The sequence below is a fragment of the Bradyrhizobium sp. LMTR 3 genome (assembly GCF_001693485.1).
GTDB lineage: Bacteria > Pseudomonadota > Alphaproteobacteria > Rhizobiales > Xanthobacteraceae > Bradyrhizobium.
In genome coordinates this window covers 210533-231567 of record NZ_MAXC01000055.1, presented here as the reverse complement: position 1 = coordinate 231567, position 21035 = coordinate 210533, and the positions used below count along the sequence as shown (strand labels likewise).

General features: G+C 61.9%; 18 protein-coding genes and 2 pseudogenes. 16 read left to right on the top strand and 4 right to left on the bottom strand.

Annotated features, from left to right (window positions below; genetic code table 11):
• Window positions 1–58: 58 nt before the first annotated feature.
• Both LMTR3_RS35260 and LMTR3_RS35255 read right to left on the bottom strand, forming a co-directional pair.
• The gene (locus LMTR3_RS35260) at window positions 59–1618 is read right to left on the bottom strand and encodes an ABC transporter permease/substrate-binding protein (protein WP_065749535.1); all 1560 of its coding nucleotides are present in this window, start codon (window positions 1616–1618) and stop codon (window positions 59–61) included.
• Window positions 1615–2400: an ATP-binding cassette domain-containing protein gene (locus tag LMTR3_RS35255; RefSeq protein WP_065749534.1), complete on the bottom strand. Its 786-nt coding sequence runs from the start codon at window positions 2398–2400 to the stop codon at window positions 1615–1617. The genes LMTR3_RS35260 and LMTR3_RS35255 overlap by 4 nt, the downstream gene beginning before the upstream one ends.
• A gap of 266 nt (window positions 2401–2666) precedes the next feature.
• Between LMTR3_RS35255 and LMTR3_RS35250 the strand changes: the two genes are divergently transcribed.
• Window positions 2667–3494, top strand: a complete 828-nt coding sequence (locus tag LMTR3_RS35250) for an ABC transporter ATP-binding protein (RefSeq protein WP_065749533.1) — start codon at window positions 2667–2669, stop codon at window positions 3492–3494.
• Window positions 3494–4282 carry an ABC transporter permease gene (locus tag LMTR3_RS35245; protein ID WP_065749532.1) on the top strand — a complete coding sequence of 263 codons (789 nt, stop codon included), beginning with the start codon at window positions 3494–3496 and terminating at the stop codon, window positions 4280–4282. The genes LMTR3_RS35250 and LMTR3_RS35245 overlap by 1 nt, the downstream gene beginning before the upstream one ends.
• A gap of 445 nt (window positions 4283–4727) precedes the next feature.
• Here the strand turns inward: LMTR3_RS35245 and LMTR3_RS40485 are convergent.
• Window positions 4728–4924: pseudogene (locus LMTR3_RS40485) on the bottom strand (hypothetical protein); the annotation flags it as partial.
• Between the two features lie 820 nt (window positions 4925–5744).
• Here LMTR3_RS40485 and LMTR3_RS35240 point away from each other — a divergent pair.
• From LMTR3_RS35240 to LMTR3_RS35190, 11 genes and pseudogenes are all read left to right on the top strand, one after another.
• Complete coding sequence (locus LMTR3_RS35240; protein ID WP_141686968.1) at window positions 5745–6296, top strand: hypothetical protein; 552 nt, start codon at window positions 5745–5747, stop codon at window positions 6294–6296.
• A 565-nt stretch (window positions 6297–6861) separates the two neighbouring features.
• The gene (locus LMTR3_RS35235; RefSeq protein WP_065749530.1) at window positions 6862–7347 is read left to right on the top strand and encodes a GreA/GreB family elongation factor; all 486 of its coding nucleotides are present in this window, start codon (window positions 6862–6864) and stop codon (window positions 7345–7347) included.
• A gap of 16 nt (window positions 7348–7363) precedes the next feature.
• Complete coding sequence (gene rnk / locus LMTR3_RS35230; RefSeq protein ID WP_065749693.1) at window positions 7364–7777, top strand: nucleoside diphosphate kinase regulator; 414 nt, start codon at window positions 7364–7366, stop codon at window positions 7775–7777.
• A gap of 516 nt (window positions 7778–8293) precedes the next feature.
• Window positions 8294–9322, top strand: a complete 1029-nt coding sequence (locus LMTR3_RS35225; protein ID WP_065749692.1) for an ABC transporter substrate-binding protein — start codon at window positions 8294–8296, stop codon at window positions 9320–9322.
• A gap of 41 nt (window positions 9323–9363) precedes the next feature.
• Window positions 9364–10080 carry a hypothetical protein gene (locus LMTR3_RS35220; protein WP_065749529.1) on the top strand — a complete coding sequence of 239 codons (717 nt, stop codon included), beginning with the start codon at window positions 9364–9366 and terminating at the stop codon, window positions 10078–10080.
• A gap of 99 nt (window positions 10081–10179) precedes the next feature.
• Window positions 10180–11490: an ABC transporter substrate-binding protein gene (locus LMTR3_RS35215; protein ID WP_065749528.1), complete on the top strand. Its 1311-nt coding sequence runs from the start codon at window positions 10180–10182 to the stop codon at window positions 11488–11490.
• 33 nt (window positions 11491–11523) lie between these two features.
• Window positions 11524–12291 (top strand): ABC transporter ATP-binding protein, encoded by a 768-nt coding sequence (locus LMTR3_RS35210; protein WP_065749527.1) that lies wholly within the window; start codon window positions 11524–11526, stop codon window positions 12289–12291.
• Between the two features lie 2 nt (window positions 12292–12293).
• Complete coding sequence (locus tag LMTR3_RS35205; protein WP_065749526.1) at window positions 12294–12998, top strand: ABC transporter ATP-binding protein; 705 nt, start codon at window positions 12294–12296, stop codon at window positions 12996–12998.
• 12 nt (window positions 12999–13010) lie between these two features.
• Window positions 13011–13892 (top strand): branched-chain amino acid ABC transporter permease, encoded by an 882-nt coding sequence (locus LMTR3_RS35200; protein WP_065749525.1) that lies wholly within the window; start codon window positions 13011–13013, stop codon window positions 13890–13892.
• A pseudogene (locus LMTR3_RS35195) lies at window positions 13889–14900 on the top strand (branched-chain amino acid ABC transporter permease). The gene LMTR3_RS35200 and the pseudogene LMTR3_RS35195 overlap by 4 nt, the downstream one beginning before the upstream one ends.
• Entirely contained in the window at window positions 14866–15786 is a 921-nt protein-coding gene (locus LMTR3_RS35190) for a polyphosphate kinase 2 family protein (protein ID WP_065749524.1), read from the top strand. Before LMTR3_RS35195 ends, LMTR3_RS35190 begins: the two are co-directional and overlap by 35 nt.
• Before the next feature lie 173 nt (window positions 15787–15959).
• Here the strand turns inward: LMTR3_RS35190 and LMTR3_RS35185 are convergent, their stop codons facing one another.
• Window positions 15960–17474, bottom strand: coding sequence for a CYTH and CHAD domain-containing protein (locus tag LMTR3_RS35185; RefSeq protein WP_065749523.1), 1515 nt, complete (start codon window positions 17472–17474; stop codon window positions 15960–15962).
• Window positions 17475–17919: 445 nt separating this feature from the next.
• On the opposite strand from LMTR3_RS35185, the gene LMTR3_RS35180 reads away from it, so the two are divergent.
• From LMTR3_RS35180 to LMTR3_RS35170, 3 genes are all read left to right on the top strand, one after another.
• Window positions 17920–19479 carry a 2-isopropylmalate synthase gene (locus tag LMTR3_RS35180; RefSeq protein ID WP_057846917.1) on the top strand — a complete coding sequence of 520 codons (1560 nt, stop codon included), beginning with the start codon at window positions 17920–17922 and terminating at the stop codon, window positions 19477–19479.
• Between the two features lie 361 nt (window positions 19480–19840).
• Window positions 19841–20233 (top strand): thioredoxin family protein, encoded by a 393-nt coding sequence (locus tag LMTR3_RS35175; RefSeq protein ID WP_065749522.1) that lies wholly within the window; start codon window positions 19841–19843, stop codon window positions 20231–20233.
• A 51-nt stretch (window positions 20234–20284) separates the two neighbouring features.
• On the top strand, window positions 20285–21007 hold the full coding sequence (locus tag LMTR3_RS35170; RefSeq protein ID WP_065749521.1) for a cytochrome c biogenesis CcdA family protein: 723 nt from the start codon (window positions 20285–20287) through the stop codon (window positions 21005–21007).
• Window positions 21008–21035 lie beyond the last annotated feature (28 nt).

Genomic DNA, 21035 nt, shown 5'->3' with positions numbered 1-21035 from the left:
GGTGGGCACGCTTCGCTTTGCCCACCCTACGAGACCTCGGAATGACGGCAGCCTCTCCTCACTTCTTCCCCACCTTCTCCCACAGCCACTGCGCTACCGCATCCGGCGAGCTCGCGGCGTCGTTGCCGGAGGCGCGCAGGTTTGCTTCGCGCATGGTGGCGATCTCGATCCTGCCGAGCAGCGGGGCCAGCGCCTTGCGCAAGGCCTCGTCATTGGCGCGCTTCGGTGCGAGCAGCATGATCGCATCATAGGGCGGGATTGCGTGCCTGGGATCGCCGAGCGTCACCAGATCGTATTTCGCGATCAGGCCGTCGCTGGTGTAGCCGGCGATGACGTCGACTTCGCCGGAGGCGACCGCCGCATACATGAAGTCTGGCTGCATCTGCCGCTGGCCGCGGAACGACAGGCCGTAGGCTCGCCGCAGTGCAGCCCATTCGGGCCGCGAGAAGAATTCGTAGTCGCCGGCGATCGACATGTTCGCCGCGCGCGAGGCGAGGTCGGCGATGGTGCGGATGCCCAATTGCTCCGCGCGTTTGCGCGGCATCACCAGCGCATAGGCATTCTCAAATCCAAGTTCGCCCAAGAGCGTGATGTTCTGCCGCGCCAGCATCGTCTTCAGTTCGGCCACGAGCTCCTGACGCGGCTTGATGTCGGTGCGGTGAAACTGGTTGGCCCACAGCGTGCCGGAATAGTCGATGTAGAAGTCGATATCATCAGCCGCCAGCGCTTCGAAGATCACGTTGGAGCCGAGACCCTCGCGCTTCGTCGCCAAGAGGCCGGCCGCCTTCAGCCGCTGCGCCATCAAGGCAGACAGGACATACTGCTCGGCAAAAGTCTTGGCACCGATGATGTAGTTCGTCTGCGGCCGCACCAGGTTAGGCGCCAGCGTGGCAACGACGAGCGCCGCAATGCCGACGCTGCCCAGTGTCGCGCGAAAACGGCTGCGGTTGCGCAGGCCGTTTTCGATCAGCGCCAGCAGTTGATCGACCGCGAGCGCCAGCACCGCGGCGGCAACGCAGCCGAACAGCACGAACACCCAGTTCTGGGTCTGCAGCCCTGCAAAGATGTAATTGCCGAGGCTGGTCTGGCCGATCGGCGTCGACAGTGTCGCGGTGCCGATCACCCAGACGGCCGAAGTTCGGATGCCTGCCATCATCACCGGCAGCGCCAACGGCAATTCCACCGTGAACAGCGACTGCCGCGGCGTCATGCCGACGCCCTGCGCCGCTTCCAGGATTGCGGCGTCGACACCCTGCAGCCCGGTGATGGTGTTGCGCAGCACCGGCAGCATCGAATAAAGCGCCAGCGCCAGCACCGCGGGCAAGAATCCGAACGCGGAAAAACCGACGCCGAACCATGACAGCGACAACGCCGCGAGCGCCAGGAGCAGCGGATAGAATAGCGCCAGCAATGCCAGCCCCGGCACGGTCTGCACGATGCTGGCAAGCCCGAGCAGCCCGCCGCGCAGCACCGGCCGATGGCGTGCGATGATCGCGAGCGGCAGGCTGACGAGTAACCCCAGCACCAGCGCGGCGACGCTGACGCGGACGTGGTTGCCGAGATAATCGGGCAAATGGCCCAGCGCCTCGCCCCAGCGCGGATCGGCGAAGGTGCTCATGCCGTACCCTCGCGAGGCAGCAGGGCGCCGAGCCGCTCGGCCTGCCGCCGTGGGGTGCGCAGGAGTTCGCCGACGTAAGCGTCGTCGGATTTGGAAAGCTCTGATGGCGTGCCCTGCGCCAACAGCCGCCCGTCGCACATGATCGCGATGCGGTCGGCGAGCAGGATCGCTTCCGTCACGTCATGGGTGATCATGACGGTGGTCAGGCCGAGTTTCTTGTGGAGTTCGCGAAAATCGTCGCCGAGCGCGTCGCGGGTCAAGGGGTCGAGCGCGCCGAACGGCTCGTCCATCAGCATGATGCGCGGGCGTGCGGCGAGCGCCCGTGCCACGCCGACGCGCTGGCGTTGGCCGCCGGAGAGTTCATGCGGCAACCGGTCGCGATATGGCGTGCGGTCGAGCCTGACAAGGTCGAGCAGTTCATCCACCCGCACGGAAATCTCGGCGGGCCGCGTGCCAAGCAGCTTTGGCGTGATGCCGATATTGCCGGCGACAGTCAGATGCGGAAACAGCCCGCCGCTCTGAAAGACATAGCCGATCCGCCGCCGCAACAGGATCGGATCGACGTTGCGGACGTCCTCGCCTTCGACCGTGATGGTGCCAGAGTCAGCCTCGATCAGGCGATTGGCGAGCCGCAATAGCGTGGTCTTGCCCGAGCCGGAGCCGCCGACAACGGCGAGAAATTCGCCCTCGCAGACCTCAAGCGAGACGTCATCGACGGCCACCACGCGACCGGCGTCGAACGTCTTGCCGACATGGCTGTAGGTGATCAGGGGAGGGCTCATGCAGTCTCGAATCCTTCACCCTCCCCTGGAGGGGGAGGGTCGTCGCGCGTGCAACGCGCGGCGGGGTGGGGTGACGGTCTCTCCACATCCAACAGTGCCCGAGTGGAGAGATCACCCCACCCCGTCTCGCATGTCGCTGCGCTCCATGCGAGCCGACCCTCCCCCTCCAGGGGAGGGTGGTGAACATCAACTACCACGTCGCAGGCCTTCGTTGAACTTATCCTTCGTACCCGCTAAGGCATCACTCCAAACCTTGGGGAGAAAACATGGCGAATACCGCACAGCCAACGGCGGTCGCGCTTGGCGATGCGACAGTGGCGTTCCGCGTCGCAGGCGACCGCGTCTATACGGCCGTGGAGAAGGCCAATCTGTCCGTCGCGGATGGCGAATTCGTTGCCATCGTGGGGCCGACGGGTTGCGGAAAATCGACGTTGCTCAATGTCGCGGCGGGGCTCCTGAAGCCGGCGGCGGGATCGGTAAAAATCTTCGACCAGCCGCTGATCGGGTTGAACCGCGATGCCGGCTATCTCTTCCAGGCCGATGCGCTGTTTCCCTGGAAGACCGCACTCGACAACGTCGCCATCGGGCTCGAGATCAAGGGCGCGCCGCGCGAACAGGCGCTGCAGCGCGCGCAGGATTGGCTCACGTCGGTCGGATTAGGCGCCTTCGCCAACCGCTATCCGCACATGCTGTCCGGCGGACAGCGCAAGCGCGTCGGTCTGGCGCAGGTCCTGATACGTGATCCAAAAATACTGCTGATGGATGAGCCGTTCGGCCCGCTCGACGCCCAGACAAGGCAGATCATGGGCAATCTCTTGCTCGAATTATGGAACGCCGACCGCAAGGCGGTGCTGTTCGTGACCCACGATCTCGAGGAGGCGATCGCGCTTGCCGATCGCGTCGTGATCATGTCGGCAGGGCCAAGCGCGCGGATCATCGGCGACTGGCGGGTAAAACTGCCGCGACCGCGCGATATTTCGGAAGTCCGCATGGAAAAGGACTTTCACGAATTGCACCGGGAGATCTGGAGTGTGCTGAAGGATGAAGTGATGAAGGGCTATGTACAATCCACCCAGGCGGCAGGAGCAGGCTGATGTCCCGTTCGACGCTGCTCCTGTTGCAATTGCTGGTCGCCGTCGTAGCCCTGGCGGTGTGGCAGTTCCTCACCACCGTGCCGGTGTTCGGAAAAGTCCTGCTGCCGCCGTTCTTCTTTTCCAACCCGATCGATGTCGGCAGCCAGATCGTCAAATGGTTCTCGTCAGGCGTGATCTGGAAGCATCTGATCATCACGCTGTGGGAATCTATCCTCGCCTTCGTGATCGGCTCGGTCGCCGGCGTCCTGGTCGGCTTCTGGTTCGCGCGACAGCCGCGCGTCGCCGCGGTGTTCGATCCCTATGTGAAGATGATCAACGCGCTGCCGCGCGTGGTGCTGGCGCCGATCTTCACGCTGTGGCTCGGGCTCGGCATCTGGTCCAAGGTCGCGCTCGGCGTGACGCTAGTGTTCTTCATCGTGTTCTTCAACGTCTATCAGGGCGTCAAGGAAGTCTCGAACACCGTGCTCGACAATGGCCGCATGCTCGGCATGAACGAGCGGCAGTTGATGCGGCACGTCTACTGGCCCTCGGCGCTGTCCTGGATGTTCTCCTCGCTGCACACGTCGGTGGGTTTTGCGGTGGTCGGCGCCGTCGTTGGCGAATATCTGGGTTCGGCCGCCGGCCTCGGCTACCTGATCCAGCAGGCCGAAGGCGTGTTCGACGTCGCTGGTGTCTTCGCCGGCATGTTCGTGCTGTCCGCCTTTGTCATCCTGATCGACATGGGCGTGACGCTGGTCGAACGGCGGCTCTTGGTGTGGCGGCCGACGGCGGCGGAGGGGCGGGGGTAGCGCTCTTGCCGTCAAAAGATGCCTTGAGCACGCGACGGTCATTTATGCGTCGAACGCCGCGCGGCTTGTTCGGCAGCATCGTTTGATGGCGGTCCATTGATAATCACTGAGTTCGTAGCGCCTGATTCGAGGCCCCAGTTGCGAGTTTGAATCACATCCCCGGCAGCGCCATCAAGCCGCAATGGCTCCCGTGAATCAGCTAATGCTCCGAGTTTACTTCCGCTTTCGGCGGCATGGGGGACATGGCCCGACTTGCTGTTGGTTTGACCGGTCGCGAAAGACCCAAAGCGGCCCTCAGCCAGCCCCTCCCGTTTGCATTTTTGGCCGTCCGAAAGGCCCTGAGAGAAGCCGCCTGGCGGCCCTTTTGGTTTCTAGGATGTACTCACAAAGGCGCAGATGTCGGCTTAGTGGGGGATAAGCAGAAAGTTTCTGCTCAATCGGTGCATTACCGGTTGCGACCCTTACACGGCCAATCTCGACCATTGCACACGGCCAAGACCCAAAGCGTTCGCCAGCCACAACGGAACCGTTTCCTCTTGAGGCCCATAGCGTATTACCGGCCGGCACTACGGGCCCGCCGCATGGATCGACCCGGTCGTCCTCCGGGCGATAACGATATCGTGGAACAATATAGTAATCCCAGTAAGCCAGCGAGACGGCCGAACACCGATTGCCACAGCGCGTTGCCGTCTGACTGCGCGGCCGTACGCCAGCCTCCTCCCGATACCTTTGGCCCGAGGCGTACGATTAAGCCGTAGTCACGTCGGCTGTTAGGGGATAGCCTCGAGAGGGAGCGCTGCCCCGGCGTTAATCCCTACGATCCGCGCCGGTCGCCATTGTTCATGAGTTCACCTGGAGTGGCAGCCATGGCGCAGAACTTAGTAGCCGGATTGGTCGTGGTAGCTTTGATTATCATGGGCGTGCTTGCCTACGCCCAGAAACATGAGGGGTGCTTGCACGGGCGCTCGCTCCAAACGTTCAAGCCCTGCGGATCAGTTAGCGTTGACATGTAGCGCTGGCGACGCTGCGGCTAATCTCGCGCGATTTTGTGGCCATGATCCGGGGCAAGATCCTGGTTCGACTATTTCCGTCTGTACGGGCCGAGCCGAGCCGTTTTTCAACCGAACGTGGGTTCTTTGGCAGACTGAGCGACTGATCAGGCGACGCGTTGGGCTCGCTTCCGTGGTGGTCTGTCGAAGTCTGCTCTTGGGCACCTTTGAGACATGGCGGCCAACCCTGACGATGTCAGTTTCTAGGGGAAGGCCGGAAGTAGTCGGCCGACGACCAAAATGACGCAATTGACCCACTTCGGACTTGCCGACTGCGCCCGTCACATGGCGCTTGCCTACAATGATAGTTCGAAAAGGTGAGGCCCGCAGACCGGCTAGAGGTCACTAAACTCCACGGCCGACGCTACGCTGGGAGTCGCCTTCGTCTAGTCATCTTCTCGGCGAAGGCATAAATGTCGGTTGCGCCGCTGCGGATAACTTCAAAAAACTCCAGATTATTATGTTTGCACGTCTGGCAGATACTCAACAAAACTCAACGGCAAGCCGTGTTCGTATCGCGCCGCACCCCAGCACTCGGTTGGCAAACCTTCCCTAATGGTAGTAGTCGAATGACGGAGTTACGAGGAATTGAAAGCGTCGATCCGCGCGAACTAGAGAGCCAACGTGCGCTTACCGCGGCTTTGTGGTCAACGCTGAAAGAACAAGGCGTGAGAGACGGCACACCGGGGCGCATCGAATGCTATTTCTTCGCTAAAAGCGACGCGCACGTGACCGCTCTTGTAGCAGCCTTCCCGCGCTGGGAACGCGAGATCGCGAACAGTGACAATCCTCTCGGACGGCTCTCGGTACACATCATGTCTCCTCCTGTCCACCTGAGCAAAGAGGCTTTTCTTGAACTGGTCGACGTCGCGATGATCGCAGCGCATGAGAGCTCGTGCATCTTCGACGGTTTCCAGGTGGATACGAGCGCGCTGCAGAAGAGACGGTGGTGGAAGTTCTGGTGACGACCAGAGTCACCGCCCTTGGCCATATCGGCAAGGACAATCCTGGTTTCGGAGGGCGTTCGCAGTTGTATATCGCAGGAATCCGCAAGGCAGGGTTGCCATAGTGACACGGCACCTCGCTGCAAGTATCGATGTCCGTTAGCACCTTTGAGACATGCCCGCCTATCCTGAGAATGTCCGTTCACCGGGATGGACCGGAAGTCGCGGTGGTCCAATCAAACCGACAGGATGACCCCAAACCGGACATTGGCCCATCCTTCACGAGCCATGTTCAAAACTATGTCCGCAGCTTGCTGGATGCTAGAACAGGCCGGTACAACGCTCTCCCTACGTGTGTGCTCTTTGGTCGCGTTACAGGGACAGCGGAAGGTCCTATGGTGGCTACGACATGATCCACGTCCTCGACATCGATCCGCGCATTGCGCGGCGTTGCTTGCACGCCGGACGGCTCCAAGCAGGAGCTTAGCCGGACGGTAGTTGGTGCCGTCCGGATTACTCCCTTCCTTCATCAAACAGGTTTGGTGTGTGGCTCTCCCACGAGGGAAGCCCGACAAGGAGGCATGTCGTGAACAATCCCTTTTTCCCGAACGTCACTCTTCCGGCGTCTGACCATCGCCGCTTGGAGAGGCTCGCGCAGGTCGGCGCAGATCAAGGCGACGTGGATGCACGTTTTCTGTTGAGTGAGATCAACCGTGCGGAAGTCGTCCCTGATCGCGCAGCCAGATTGGACAGCATCGTCACCATGGGTTCGTGGGTGACGTTCTGGATCACCTGGGGCTTTCCTCGCGAGACGAGGCAACTGGTGTATCCCGAAGACTACACGTCCGAGCGAACCCAAATCCCCGTGATGTCACCGTTGGGCGCAGCGTTGGTCGGGCTGAAGGTCGGAAGCGAAATCCCCTTCTTCACCGCTGGGTGCACCAACGTCGTCAAGATCGAACGCGTCAGTCGAGGTGATCCGAATGATGTTGTCAGGGTTCTGTTTAGCAATCCGGTGGTCAAGGGCAAAAATCTCCTTGATGACAATGATCCGGGACCATCAGCCGCTTAGGAAAGGAGAGAAGGTAATGAGCAAGACTAATCGCAAGCGCAAGCCGGAAATCGTGTTGCCGTCCATAACCGTGATCGAGGATGAGGCGAGGCGTCTAAACGCCCTGGCCAGTTCGAGCGCGGTGCTCTTCCCGCGCGTGGCCCATTTCCTTGCACAGGAGATGGAGCGTGCAAGCGTGGTGGCGGACAATTCCGATCTGCGCGGCGTAGTCCGCATGGGCTCGCAGGTCCGGTACTGCGATGACAAGACCGGTGAAGTCCGCGACGTGGTGTTGGTGTATCCTCACGAAGCGGACATAACGCTAAAGCGCGTCTCGGTTCTGACGCCAGTCGGAGCTGCGTTGATCGGCCTGTCGGTTGGTCAGGCCATCGAGTTTCAAACGCCGGGCCACAACAAGCGGTCCTTGACGGTCCTAGGCGTGTCCAACTGAAGGAGGCGTCGCTATGCGCGACGTTTCAACTAAACAGGCCACCTTAACAGTTATCGGTATCACCGTCGTTTTGGCTGTCGTGTTCTACCTTGCGACCTTCCTCAAGACTTGAAGGTCTAACGTGGCCCCTCTCGGTCTAGGATCGAGCTGGGGCCACTCCCACTGCGGGGACTGCTCAACCGCGTGGATCGCACGACTTCATGGTCGCAGTCCGCGATGTCTACTGACCACTCGCCGACGAGGTTGATCAAACGGTGATTGTTGCTGCACTGCATTGAGTCCGGTTGTGGCACATCGCATCATTCCGCTGGGATGCAGAATTTGGTCGCTATCCGGGCATAGTGGACGTCGGGTAAGCCACATCAATCAATCTCGACTTATGAGTACCCCGCCCTAGGTTGCTTCGTCGCTGTCACTCCTCGCAATTGAGGGAGGAGGGGGCGTCCGCCCGGAACGGCGGCGCCTTCTCAACGCGGTTGCGCTGCTCTATCTTGCCGCCAACGAATGGAGGAACCCATGAAGAAACTATTCGGCCGGCTGGCCGCTACGCTGCTGGCATTGACGCTGACCTCGGGATTTGCCGCAGCGCAAAGCAAGGTCACCATCGCGATCGGCGGCGGCGCCTGCCTGTGCTATCTGCCGACCGTACTCGCCAAGCAGCTCGGCGAATATGAAAAGGCGGGGCTGGCCGTCGAGCTGGTCGACCTCAAGGGCGGCTCGGACGCGCTGAAAGCGGTGCTCGGCGGCAGCGCCGACGTGGTGTCGGGCTATTTCGACCATTGCGTCAATCTGGCCGCCAAGAAGCAGGAATTGCAGTCCTTCGTGATCTATGATCGCTATCCCGGCCTGGTGCTTGTCGTGTCGCCCAAGCACACCAATGATATCAAATCGATCAAGGACCTGGACGGCAAGAAGGTCGGCGTCAGCGCGCCGGGCTCTTCGACCGATTTCTTCCTAAAATATCTGTTGAAGAAGAACGGCCTCGATCCGACCAGTGCCGCGGTGATCGGCGTCGGCCTAGGTGCCACCGCGGTGGCGGCGATGCAGCAGGGCCAGATCGACGCCGCCGTGATGCTCGATCCCTCCGTCACCGTTTTGCAGGGCAGCCATCCGGATTTGAAGATACTGGCCGACACCCGCACGCAAAAGGACACGCTGGCCGTGTTCGGCGGTGAGTATCCGGGCGGTGCGCTCTACACCACGACGGCCTGGATCAAGTCACACGAGAAGGAAGTGCAAGCGCTGACCAACGCGATCGTCAACACGCTCAACTGGATCCATTCGCATTCGCCGGAAGAGATCATGGCGAAGATGCCGGAGGGAATGGTCGGCAAGGACAAGGCGCTCTATCTCGCCGCGCTGAAGAACACGATCCCGATGTACTCGCAAACCGGTTTGATGGACCCGAAGGGCGCCGACGCGGTGCTCGCCGTCTTCAGCGAAGGCTCGCCCGAGGTGGCAAAAGCCAATATCGACGTGACCAAGACGTACACCAACAAATATGTCGAGCAGGCCAAGAAGACCACGGGCGCCAGTCCGAAGTGAAGAAGGGATAGGATCGGCGTGAAATCGAGCGATGTGAAGCGATGAATGGCGTAACACCTCCGGTCATTCGTCGCGTCACCACGCTTGACCTTCCCGTACAGTCATTCGCCTGGCCGTTCGCGGAAGCGCGGCGCGCGGACATCGATGCGCATTTTTCCGAGAAGCAGCGTGAAAAGCCCGCACTATGGAACGGGCGCGTCCTGCTCGGGCGCAACCCGGTGTTTTCAGGCGACCGTTTGAGCGCCAGCTATTTCGAAACCGACTTCGCCAGTTTTTTGGCGTGGCGCGACTGGGGCTTTCCCGACCCGAGCGTGTTCAACGGTTTCGGCATGGGCGCGCTACTCTGCGCCGATGGCGCCTTTGTGCTCGGCGAAATGGGCCAGCACACGGCGAATGCCGGACGCATCTATTTTCCGTCAGGCACGCCCGACCTCGACGATATCAGGGACGGCGCGGTCGATATATCCGGCAGCGTCACGCGCGAGCTCGAGGAAGAGACCGGCCTTGTCCCCGGCGAATACGACAGCGAGCCGCATTGGCATTGCTTCTACACAGGCACTGCGCTCGCGATGATCCGCGTCCTGCACGTCTACATGCCGGGCGACGATCTACGCGAGCGGATCGAGCGCAACCTCGCCTCGCAGCGTAAACCGGAACTGTCGGCCATTCACCTCGTGCGCAGCGCGCGCGATCTGAATTCGGCAATGCCGCGTTTTGTCACGGCGTTCATCGAGGCGCAGCTCGCTTCCCGGCTGTGACGCGCAATGCGCTTGACATCTGGTCGCGCTACCAATGTGATAGGCGCCAACCAAGAACAAGAAAATGCAGTGCACAAAAAATAATCCAGGGAGGATTCCATGCCGGGGCGCAAAACTGCACGCCTTCTCGTCGGGCTGTCTGCCGCAATCGCGGTGCTGGGGATGGCGGTTTCCGCCGAGGCTCAGGAAAAGAAAATCAAGATCGGCGTCATCTACGACCTGACCGGCCCGCTCGCCGGCGGCGGTTCGGAGCTGCAATATATCGGCGCCAAGATCATGCTCGACCAGTACGCCAAGACCGGCGTCGAGGGTTACAAGGTCGAAGCGGTTTATGCGGACGCCCAGAGCAAGCCTGATGTGGCGATCAACGAGGCGGTGCGGCTGATCGAGCAGGAAAAGGTCAACATGCTGCTCGGCTTCTTCTCCTCGGCGCAATGCGTGCCGGTGGCCGCGCGCGTCGAGCAGCTCAAGAACTTCATGTGGATCACCACTTGCATCTCATCCGCGGTGCTGGCCGACAAGAACTTCAAATACGTGTTCCGGCCGCAAGCCTCCGGCGACCAGTTCGGCATGATGACGATGGATTTCATCGCGCAGAATTCGAAAGCCAAGCTCGGCAAGGAGCCGAAGGATCTGCGCGTTGCCATCATCCACGAGGACGGTGCCTACGGCGTCGACGTCTCGAAGGGCAATGAGGCCGGCGCCAAGAAGGCCGGCTTCAACATCGTGCTGAAGGAAGGCTATTCCGCCACCGCGCCCGATCTATCAGCGCTCGTCACCAAGCTGAAACGCGCCCGACCCGACGTGGTCTTCCACACCGGCTATAACCCCGACATCACCTTGTTCGGCCGCCAGGCGCGCGAGCAGGGCCTGAAATTCGCGGCTCTCGTCGGCCACGGCGCGGGCTATGGCGTCTACGAAAAGCTGAAGGAAGGTCTGGGCTCCGACGTCAACTACGTCTTCAACACCGATCCGATCTCGATCTGGCTCGCCAACCAGAAATCGATGGATCCGAAGCTGCCGCCCGTCATCAAGATGGTCGGCGAGGAGTTCGACAAGGCCAAGCCGGGCGTCGCGATCCGTTCTGCGCATGTCGGCATGGCGGCATCCAACACCTATCTATTTCTGACCGAGGTGCTGCCGCGCGCCATCAAGAAATATGGCGGCGTCGATCCCGATGCGTTGCGCAAGGCAGCCCTCGAGACCGATATTCCCGAAGGCGGCACCATGCTGGGCTTCGGCGTCAAGTTCCACGGCGAGGGCACCCAGATGGCCGGCCAGAACGAACGCTCGTTCCCGGTTGTCATCCAGTATGTTGACGATAAGTCGTATGTGGTGTGGCCGAAGAGCCAGGCGCAGCGCGAGGCCGTGCTGCCGCTGCCGAAGGGAACCACGTTCAGCAACCAGTAAGAGCCGGGCAAACGGCTAAGCGGAGGTTCTGGAGTGCTGACGGTAGACGGATTGGTGAAACGCTTCGGCGGCTTCACCGCTGTTAACAACGTGTCGTTCCGGGTCGAGCAGGGCGAGATTCTCGGCCTGATCGGCCCGAACGGCTCCGGCAAGAGCACGATCTTCAACATGCTGTCGGGCACGCTGATCCCGACGGCAGGATCGATTTTGTTCAACGGAACGGAGATCGCGGGCAGGGCGCCGCACCGCATCATCAACGGCGGCATCGGCCGCACCTTCCAGATCCCGCGGCCGTTTCACCGGCTCACGATATTCGAGAATGTGGCGCTTGCAGGCTATTACGGCCAGGGCAGCCACAGCCGCGCCCGCGCGGATGAGGCCGCCGAACGCGCGCTGGCCATGGTCGGCCTGCCGACCAACCGCCACGCCGGCGTCGATGGCTTAGGTGCCGCCGGCCTGAAAAAACTCGAACTCGCCAAGGCGCTCGCCACCGGGCCGAAACTTCTGCTCGCCGATGAAAGCCTCGGCGGGCTCGACGAGCACGAGATGGATCAGGCCGCCGACATGCTGCGCAAGATCCGCGACGAGCTCGGCATCACCATCATCTGGGTCGAGCACATCATGGGCGTGTTGATGCGGGTGGTCGATCGCGTGATGGTGCTCGATCACGGCGAGAAGATTTCGGAAGGTCTGCCGAGCGCGGTGGCGAGCGACCGGCGGGTGATCGAGGTCTATCTCGGCACGGATGCGGATTCGAGCCAGGCCGCGGCGGCGGAAGCGCGCCGGCGGGCAGGGGTGTAAGTATGCTCGAACTCAGATCGCTCGATGCGGGTTACGGCAGCTTCCAGGCATTGTTCGGCATCAATCTCGAGGTCAGGGCGGGCGAGGCGGTCGGCGTGATCGGCCCGAACGGCGCTGGCAAGACCACGCTGATGCGCGTGATCTCGGGCCTGATCCGCCCCACCGAAGGTTCGATCACGATGGAAGGCCGCGACGTCGTGGCGACGCCGGCGCATCGCATCGTCGACCTCGGCATTGCGCACGTGCCGGAGAACCGCCGGCTGTTTCCGCGGCTCACCGTCGACGACAATCTGAAGATGGGCGCCTACATGCCGGGGGCGCGCGCCAAATACGCCGAGCGGCTCGAATTCGTGTTCGACCTGTTCCCGCGCATGAAGGAACGACGCAGCCAGATGGCCGGCACCATGTCGGGCGGCGAGCAGCAGATGTGCGCCATCGGCCGCGCGCTGATGTCGGATCCGAAATTGCTCCTGCTCGACGAGCCCTCGGCGGGGCTTGCGCCTGTCGTGGTGCAGCAGGTGTTCGAGCTGGTGAAGCGAATTCGCTCTGGCGGGCTGACGGTTCTGATCGTCGAGCAGAACGTGCAGCAGGTGCTGAAGGTGGTCGATCGCGCGTACCTGCTGGAGGCGGGCACCATCCGCGCGTCCGGCACGTCGGAAGAGATGATGAAGACCGACACGATCAAGCAGGCATATTTGGGCGTTTAGGGCGAAGCGAGCATGCAGGCATTTCTCGACACCTTCGACATCTACCTGCTGGAAGCCGTGGTCAACGGCATCCTGCTCGGCGGCGTGCTGGCGCTCTTGGCGCTCGGGCTCAATCTGATCTTCGGCGTCATCGACGTCACATGGATCTGCTACGCCGAGCTGGTCATGATCGGCATGTACGGCATGTACTACATGGTCCAGGTGTTCGGCCTGCCGTATTGGGTCGCAGCGCCAATCGCGATCCTGCTGGTCGCAGCGCTCGGAGCGGCGCTGCACTACATCGTCATCGCGCCGTTACTGACCGCACCGCCGATCAACCAGTTGCTCGCGACCGGCGGCGTGCTGTTCATCCTGCAGAGCTTTGCAACCGTCGCTTTCGGCATCGATTTCCGCAACCTCGGTATCCGCCTGCCGGTGCTGGCGATCGGCGACATGCATTTCAGCTATTCGCGACTGCTCGCCTTCGTCGCCGCCTTGCTCGGCATGCTGGCGATCTACTTCTTCATGAAGCGCACCTTTACCGGCACGGCGATCCGCGCCGTTGCGCAGGACCGCCAGATCATGTCGCTGATGGGGGTCGATACCAAGCGGATCTATCTCATCACCTCGGCGCTGGGCGGCGCGCTCGCCGGCCTCGCCGCCTGCCTGCTGGTGCTGCAGTATGACGTGCATCCGTTCGTCGGGCTGTCGTTTGGGCCGATCACCTTCTTGATCTGCGTGCTCGGCGGGCTCGGCAATTTCGTCGGCGGTTTCATCGCGGCGTTCGTGTTCGCCCAGATCATTTCGCTGGGCGGCCTGTACTCCGACCTCGAATGGGGTTACGTGCTGGCCTTTGCCTTCTTCATCGTCATGATGTTCATCCGGCCCGCGGGCCTTTTGGCGAGGCGCTCGTGAATTCCCGCTACACCGCCTGGGCCGTTGGACTAGCCGCGCTGATCGCGCTGCCCTTCGTCTATCGTGAGCCTTATCACCTGCACATCCTGGTGCTGATCCTGATCTGGTCGTTCGCCTACACGTCGTGGTCGATCATGGGCCGCTTCGGGCTGGTGTCGCTTGGCCATGGCGGATTCATGGGCGTCGGCGCCTATGTCACGGCGCTGTTGTGGAACCACCTCGATATCACGCCCTGGATCGGCATTCCGCTCAGCATGGTGGCGGCGGGCTTGCTGGCGCTGGTGGTCGCCTATCCCTGCTTCCGCTTCCGCATCACCGGGCATTATTTCGTGCTGGTGACGCTGGCGCTGTCTGGCATCGTGCTGCAGGTCATCACCGCGACGCGTGATTACACCGGCGGTTCGCTCGGCTACACGCCGAACCGCGCGCCCAGCGGCCGGGGGCTGCTGGCGCTGCAGTTCGACGACAAGACGACGTGGTATCTGATCGCGCTCGGCGTCTGGGTGGTGGGCCTTCTGATCTGGCGCTGGGTCGACCGCAGCATGAGCCGCTACGCCATGGAGGCGATCTCGGAGGACGAGGACGCGGCGGCTGCGGCCGGCGTCAACGTGACAGCCGAAAAGCTCAAGATCACGCTGATCTCCGCCTTGATGACCGCGCTCGCCGGCGCGCTGTATTGCCAGTACCAGATGTTCATCTCGCCGGACACGGTCAGCGGCATTGCGGTGTCGCTGCAGATGGTGTTCGCCGTCATCGTCGGCGGGCTCTATGTCTCGCTCGGACCGACGATCGGCGCCATCATCACCATCCTGCTCGCGGAAGGGCTGCGGATCGGCTTCGGTACCAAGGCGGTCGGCTGGGACAACCTGGTCTACGGCGTTTTGCTGGTGGTCTTCATCATCTTCCTGCCCAAGGGCATTCTTGGTAGCGTCCTTGACAAACTGAAGGCGCAACCGAAGAAGCCCAAGACCACATGAGCAAGAAGCCGCAGCCATCGCTGGCAGATGAACTGAAAACCTATGTCGCCCCGTTCCGCTACGACGGTGTGGGCGAATTTCATCTCAAGTCGCACAAGACCAACGAGAAGGGCGGTCTCGACAAGGAGGGGGCGACCAGGATCATCGAGGCCAATCGCAAGCGCCTGAACGATTTCCAGGAAAAACTCTACGCCCAGGACCGCTGGTCGCTGCTGCTGATCTTCCAGGGCATGGATGCCGCCGGCAAGGACAGCGCGATCAAGAGCGTGTTCGAGGGCGTCAACCCGCAGGGCTGCGAGGTCAATTCGTTCAAGCAGCCGTCGACCAAAGAGCTCGACCACGATTTCCTGTGGCGCAGCATGATCGCGCTGCCGGAGCGCGGCCGGATCGGCATCTTTAACCGCTCTTATTATGAAGAATGCCTGGTGGTGCGGGTGCACCAGGAAATTCTCGACAGGCAGAAGTTGCCGCCGCAACTCGTAACCAAAAACATCTGGAAGGAGCGCTTCGAAGACATCTCCGCGATGGAGCGCTACCTGGCGCGCAACGGCACTGTGATCCTGAAATTCTTTCTCAACGTCTCCAAGGAGGAGCAGCGCGAACGCTTCCTTGAACGGCTGGAAGAGCCCGCCAAGAACTGGAAGTTCTCGATGGCCGATATCGGCGAGCGTGCGCTGTGGGCGAAATACCAGGCTGCCTACCAGGATATGATCCGCCACACCGCCTCGCAGGCGGCGCCATGGATCGTCGTCCCTGCCGACCACAAATGGTTCGCCCGCGTCGTGATCGGCTCGACGATCGCTAGCGCGCTCGACGGACTCGATCTGCATTTTCCAAAGGTCGACAAGGCCGACCGCAGCGAATTCGCAAAGGTGCGCGAGGCGCTGCTGGCGGAGGAGGGTGGGGCGAAGAAGTAGGGTGGGCAAAGGCGCACATGCGCCGTGCCCACCATTGGTGCCGAGCGAGGTGAGCACGCTGGTCAGGTTCCCTCCCCCGCAAGGGGGAGGGAACCCTACCGCCGGTGCGTCCCTCACCCAGGGTAGAGGATCGGCCACTAGTCGCCACGTCACTCCGCCGCTTCCCCGAAGCATCAGCCAAGTCCGGAAAGATGGCGAAGCGCACGCACTTCCTTCGCAGCCGCTTGCATGAGCGGCTTTGCCTGCTCATCCTCGCGGCCAACGATAATGCCGGAAACATAGGCGCGGGCGCGCCTGTCTTGTGGTGGCGCCTTGAGTGCGGCCTCTGCCGCCATTTTTCGGTCCGCCATGAAATCGTTGAGCGAGCCCAAGGCATCCTGAATTTTCTTCGAATGTTTTGATAGGCGCGCGAGTATCTTTCGCTCGCGTTTGCTGGGAAAAAGGCTGTCGAAGAACTCGGCCGCGTATCTGATCTTCTTCATCCTGATCCGGAACGTGTGCCGCTCACGCGCAGTCATTGCTTGCAGCTTTCCGGCGTCCTTCCGTGCTTTCCGGATGCGCCGATCCAGGAGCTCTGCGGCAAATTCGCCAAGTTCGCTGTTGGCGCCGTTTGTGCGGCCGCGCTGTGCCTCGATCCACTCGAGCACATCGACGAGCAGCGCGCGGCATCGCGGCGAATCGACAGCCCTTCTGGCCTGCGCGAGCGCCTCGGCGCGTTTCTCGGCAAACTGCCTCGCGATGGCTTTGCCGCCCCGGCGCGGTGTTATTTCGCGGGCGACAGGACCAATCTTCTCTTCCAGGAAGACGTCGAGCTCGCGCGCGCGGGCGAGTTCGTTTGTCAGCCACCTGAGCTCTGTCTTGATCTCCTCGGTTTTGGTCTGGGGTAATGCCTTCGAAAACAGCGAGATGGCGGCACGCAGGCGGCGCAAGCCCACGCGCATCTGATGCACGCCTTCCGGGTCAAGGCTGCGGACGGCGTCGACATTTCCGGAAAAATGGCGAAGCGCGGAGCGGGCGATGACCTTAAAGCCCTCGATGACGGTCATTCGCTCCCCGAGCTCGATTGGCTCGGCAAAAACAGCTTGAGCGCGCTTGCCGTCGACGAGATCGTAGCCCTCGTCTGCCTTCGCTCTCAAACAAAGCTCGGCCGCGAGCTTTCCTTCCAGCGCCTTCGCGACGCGAAACAGATCGCTTGCCGGACCGCTTTTCAATTCTAGTTCGACCTCCTCGATGCGGCTTGTGTGCCCGGCCGCGACAATCCTGCCGTGATCGATGGCAAGCTCCAGCTCGCTCCGTTTGGTGCGGACCGGCATGGTGATGCGATGCACCGAGGTCTCGAAGATCGGCTTCAACTTGCGGCGCAGCTTCTTTGAGGCAAGCTGCTGAAGCGGCGTGCCGTTCGCCTCGTCAAGATCGGGGGTGCGGCCTGCTATTTCGGTTTCCCACTCGCCACGGCCGAATTGCGCGCCGGACGCCTGCTTGATTGTTTGTATGTGCTTGCCGTCCGTTTGTCTGACCCGGAGCAGAAGTCCGTGCCGCTTCAGCTTGTGTTTGCGCGTGTCGAAATAGGTCGACAGCAGATCGCTCTCCGAGCGCTTGCCGATTTTGCACCCCTGCACGGTCAATCTGGGCGGGGACCCGAGATTGCGCTTGGGGATACGGAACTTGATTTCGGTCTCAACGCCCATCGGCTGCTTGCCCGGCTATGGGCTGGTAACGCCGGAAGGTGCTTCCTGGTCCCGGGCCGCTTAGCCGACTTCCCTCGGCCATTAGGTCACCTGTCCTGACCCTCTTTTGGCATTGCGGCGAGCGGCAATTCTCGTCTAGAACAGCACCGGAACGCCGTCCGGGCAACGAACCGTCAATGGTTTTGGCCGAGATTTGAGCGTCCTAAGGGTCTGGCAATGCTGATTCGCAGCGAAAGGTACGGGGTTCGGGGTGGAGCGGCCAAGGCTGCCCCTGCGCTTCCGGCTGCGTCCGCGCCCACCCTGCTTCTTGGCGGGCTTCTGCTTCTTATCGGCCCCTGAGGGCCGTCTGGGCGTTTGCGCCTGGGCACTCAGGGGTTTTGAGCGAGATCACAGACCCTTCAGCGTCCATGAGAGATGGCGCTACGATCCAAAAGGAATTCAGCATATGACATCAGCGAACAAGTCCGAGAAGGACCGCGTCGTTATTTTCGACACCACCTTGCGCGATGGCGAGCAGTGCCCGGGCGCGACCATGACGTTCGAGGAAAAGCTCGAGGTCGCCGAAATGCTCGACGACATGGGTGTCGACGTCATCGAGGCGGGTTTCCCGATTACCTCGGAAGGCGACTTCCAGGCGGTCAGCGAGATTGCCCGCCGCTCCAAGAACGCCGTGATCGCCGGCCTGTCGCGCGCGCATCCCAAGGACATCGACCGCTGCGCCGAAGCGGTGAAGTTTGCAAAACGCGGCCGCGTCCACACGGTGATCGCGACCTCGCCGTTGCATATGCGGGTGAAACTGAACATGACGCCGGAGCAGGTGGTCGAGCTCTCGATCGCCAACGTCAGCCGCGCCCGCAATCAGATCGACGACGTCGAATGGTCGGCCGAGGACGGCACCCGCAGCGAGATGGATTTCCTCTGCCGCATCGTCGAAGCCGTCATCAAGGCCGGCGCCACCACGGTCAACATTCCCGACACCGTCGGCTACACCGTGCCGGAGGAATACACCCACTTCATGAAGACGCTGATCGAGCGGGTGCCGAACTCCGACAAGGCGATCTTCTCCGTCCACTGCCATAACGACCTCGGCATGGCGGTAGCGAACTCGCTGGCTGGCATCGCCGGCGGCGCGCGCCAGGTCGAATGCACCGTCAACGGCATCGGCGAACGGGCGGGCAACGCTGCGCTCGAAGAGATCGTGATGGCGATCAACGTGCGCAACGACAAGTTTCCGTGGTGGAACAAGATCGACACCACACAATTGACGCGCGCCTCGAAGCTGGTCTCGGCGGCGACCTCGTTCCCGGTGCAGTACAACAAGGCGATCGTCGGCCGTAACGCGTTCGCGCACGAAAGCGGTATCCACCAGGACGGCGTGCTGAAGGACGCCTCCACCTACGAGATCATGCGGCCCGAGATGGTCGGCCTGAAGCAGTCCTCGCTGGTGCTCGGCAAGCATTCCGGTCGTCATGCGTTCGTGCACAAGCTGGAAGAGATGGGCTACAAGCTCGGTCCGAACCAGCTCGAAGATGCCTTTGCGCGGATGAAGGCGCTGGCCGACCGCAAGAAGGACATCTACGACGAAGACATCGAGGCGCTGGTCGATGAGGAAATGGCGGCCTCGCACGATCGCATCAAGCTGACCTCGCTGACGGTGATCGCCGGCACGCACGGTCCGCAGCGTGCCACCATGAAGCTCGACGTCGAAGGCCAGACCAGGATCGAGGAAGCCGAAGGCAACGGTCCGGTCGATGCGGTGTTCAACTGCATCAAGGCGCTGGTGCCGCACGAAGCAAAGCTGGAGCTGTACCAGGTCCATGCCGTCACCGAAGGCACCGACGCGCAAGCCGAAGTCTCGGTGCGGCTCTCGCACGAGGGCCGTTCGATGACGGCGCGCGCCGCGGATCCGGACACGCTGGTTGCCTCGGCAAAGGCCTATCTCGGCGCGCTCAACAAGATCGTCATGAAGCGCCAGCGCGACATGCCGGCGGCGGTGGCAGGCTGACGGTACGCGATCGTAGGGTGGGCAAAGCGATAGCGTGCCCACCATCGCGGGCATGGTGCGGGACGGTGGGCACGGCGCAAACGCGCCTTTGCCCACCCTACGAACCTTCTAGCAAAGCGCGGCTCGTTGGCGCCGCGTTTTTTGCGTAAGCCGCCACCCTCGCTGATCTGCGAAGCGCATAAGCGCCGACCATTGCCCGCGGGAACCCTGTCCGGTGACGACTGAGGCGCGCTAACCTTTGCCGCGGCTGCCTGGAACCTCTCAGTCTTGAGCCCTGCGAAATATATCCCGCTGCTGGTGCGGGCGCGTAACGTTTGCGGCGTCCGAAACGAAATTCATCCAGATCAACGAGGAGAATACCATGCTGACCCGCCGATTCATGCTCGGAGCCATGCTCGCTGCCGGAACGCTCGCCGCTTCGCCGGCTTTCGCGGAGGGCGCGCATGCGTTCGATGCCAAGGCCTTCGCCGCGGCCCAAAAAGCCGGCAAGCCAATTCTGATTGCGGTTCATGCGCCGTGGTGCCCGACCTGCAAGGCACAGGCCCCGATCCTGAGCGATCTGAGGGCTGATCCAAAATTCAAGGAACTTGTCTATTTCGTGATCGATTTCGACAGCCAGAAGGACCTGCTCAAACGGTTCGGCGTCCGTGCGCAATCGACCCTGATTGCCTTCAAGGGCGACAGGGAAGCCGCCCGCTCGGTCGGCGATACCAAGCGGGAGTCGATCTTCGCCATGGTCGGAAAAGCCGTCTGACTTCGTCGTCGAGCGTGCCGGCAAAGGTGACTAGCAGATGGGAAAGCGGCGATGACGATCGGCAGTACGTTCTTGGCGTTTCTCGCAGGAATCCTTTCGATCCTTTCACCTTGCGTGCTCCCAATACTTCCAATTGTCATGGCTGCCGCGGCATCGAGCCATCGTCAGGGACCTTTGGCGCTTGCTGCCGGGTTGTGCCTCTCGTTTGCCGGCATCGGATTATTTCTGGCGACAGCCGGTCACTCGATCGGATTGGATGCCGACCGGCTACGCTACGTCGCGGCGACGCTGATCATGCTTGTCGGCATCGTGCTCGTCGCTCCGCGGCTACAGGCGCAGATCGCGGTTGCAGCGGGCCCGATCGGAAATTGGGCCGACAGCAGGCTGGCAACGAGCCGCGCAAGCGGTGTAGCCGGACAGTTTTGGATCGGGGTCCTGCTGGGCGCCGTATGGAGCCCTTGCGTAGGGCCGACGCTTGGCGCAGCGTCGTTGCTGGCCGCCCAGGGCAAGGATCTTGGTCAGGTGGCACTGACAATGCTCGCGTTCGGTATCGGCGCGGCACTGCCATTGCTGGGGCTGGGATGGCTTTCCCGGGAAACGATGGCGCGCTGGCGCGGGCGATTGCTGGCCGCGGGTAGCGGAATGAAATCCGCGCTCGGTCTCTTGCTGATCGTCGCAGGCATGCTCGTCATCTCGGGAGCGGACAAGGCGCTCGAAGCATTCCTGGTCGATGTTTCGCCGGAATGGCTGACTAATTTGACCACGCGGTTCTAGACCTGTCGGCGAGCTGCATACAAAGGGT

Bases quoted from the DNA above. Each gene is read 5' to 3' on its own strand.
- LMTR3_RS35245 (WP_065749532.1), top strand. From the start codon at position 3,494: ATGTCCCGTTCGACGCTGCTCCTGTTGCAATTGCTGGTCGCCGTCGTA.
- LMTR3_RS35225 (WP_065749692.1), top strand. From the start codon at position 8,294: ATGAAGAAACTATTCGGCCGGCTGGCCGCTACGCTGCTGGCATTGACG.
- LMTR3_RS35185 (WP_065749523.1), bottom strand. From the start codon at position 17,474: ATGGGCGTTGAGACCGAAATCAAGTTCCGTATCCCCAAGCGCAATCTC.
- LMTR3_RS35250 (WP_065749533.1), top strand. From the start codon at position 2,667: ATGGCGAATACCGCACAGCCAACGGCGGTCGCGCTTGGCGATGCGACA.
- LMTR3_RS35200 (WP_065749525.1), top strand. From the start codon at position 13,011: ATGCAGGCATTTCTCGACACCTTCGACATCTACCTGCTGGAAGCCGTG.
- LMTR3_RS35220 (WP_065749529.1), top strand. From the start codon at position 9,364: ATGAATGGCGTAACACCTCCGGTCATTCGTCGCGTCACCACGCTTGAC.
- LMTR3_RS35170 (WP_065749521.1), top strand. From the start codon at position 20,285: ATGACGATCGGCAGTACGTTCTTGGCGTTTCTCGCAGGAATCCTTTCG.
- LMTR3_RS35215 (WP_065749528.1), top strand. From the start codon at position 10,180: ATGCCGGGGCGCAAAACTGCACGCCTTCTCGTCGGGCTGTCTGCCGCA.
- LMTR3_RS35255 (WP_065749534.1), bottom strand. From the start codon at position 2,400: ATGAGCCCTCCCCTGATCACCTACAGCCATGTCGGCAAGACGTTCGAC.
- LMTR3_RS35175 (WP_065749522.1), top strand. From the start codon at position 19,841: ATGCTGACCCGCCGATTCATGCTCGGAGCCATGCTCGCTGCCGGAACG.
- LMTR3_RS35240 (WP_141686968.1), top strand. From the start codon at position 5,745: ATGTCGGTTGCGCCGCTGCGGATAACTTCAAAAAACTCCAGATTATTA.
- LMTR3_RS35260 (WP_065749535.1), bottom strand. From the start codon at position 1,618: ATGAGCACCTTCGCCGATCCGCGCTGGGGCGAGGCGCTGGGCCATTTG.
- LMTR3_RS35205 (WP_065749526.1), top strand. From the start codon at position 12,294: ATGCTCGAACTCAGATCGCTCGATGCGGGTTACGGCAGCTTCCAGGCA.
- LMTR3_RS35180 (WP_057846917.1), top strand. From the start codon at position 17,920: ATGACATCAGCGAACAAGTCCGAGAAGGACCGCGTCGTTATTTTCGAC.
- LMTR3_RS35190 (WP_065749524.1), top strand. From the start codon at position 14,866: ATGAGCAAGAAGCCGCAGCCATCGCTGGCAGATGAACTGAAAACCTAT.
- rnk (WP_065749693.1), top strand. From the start codon at position 7,364: ATGAGCAAGACTAATCGCAAGCGCAAGCCGGAAATCGTGTTGCCGTCC.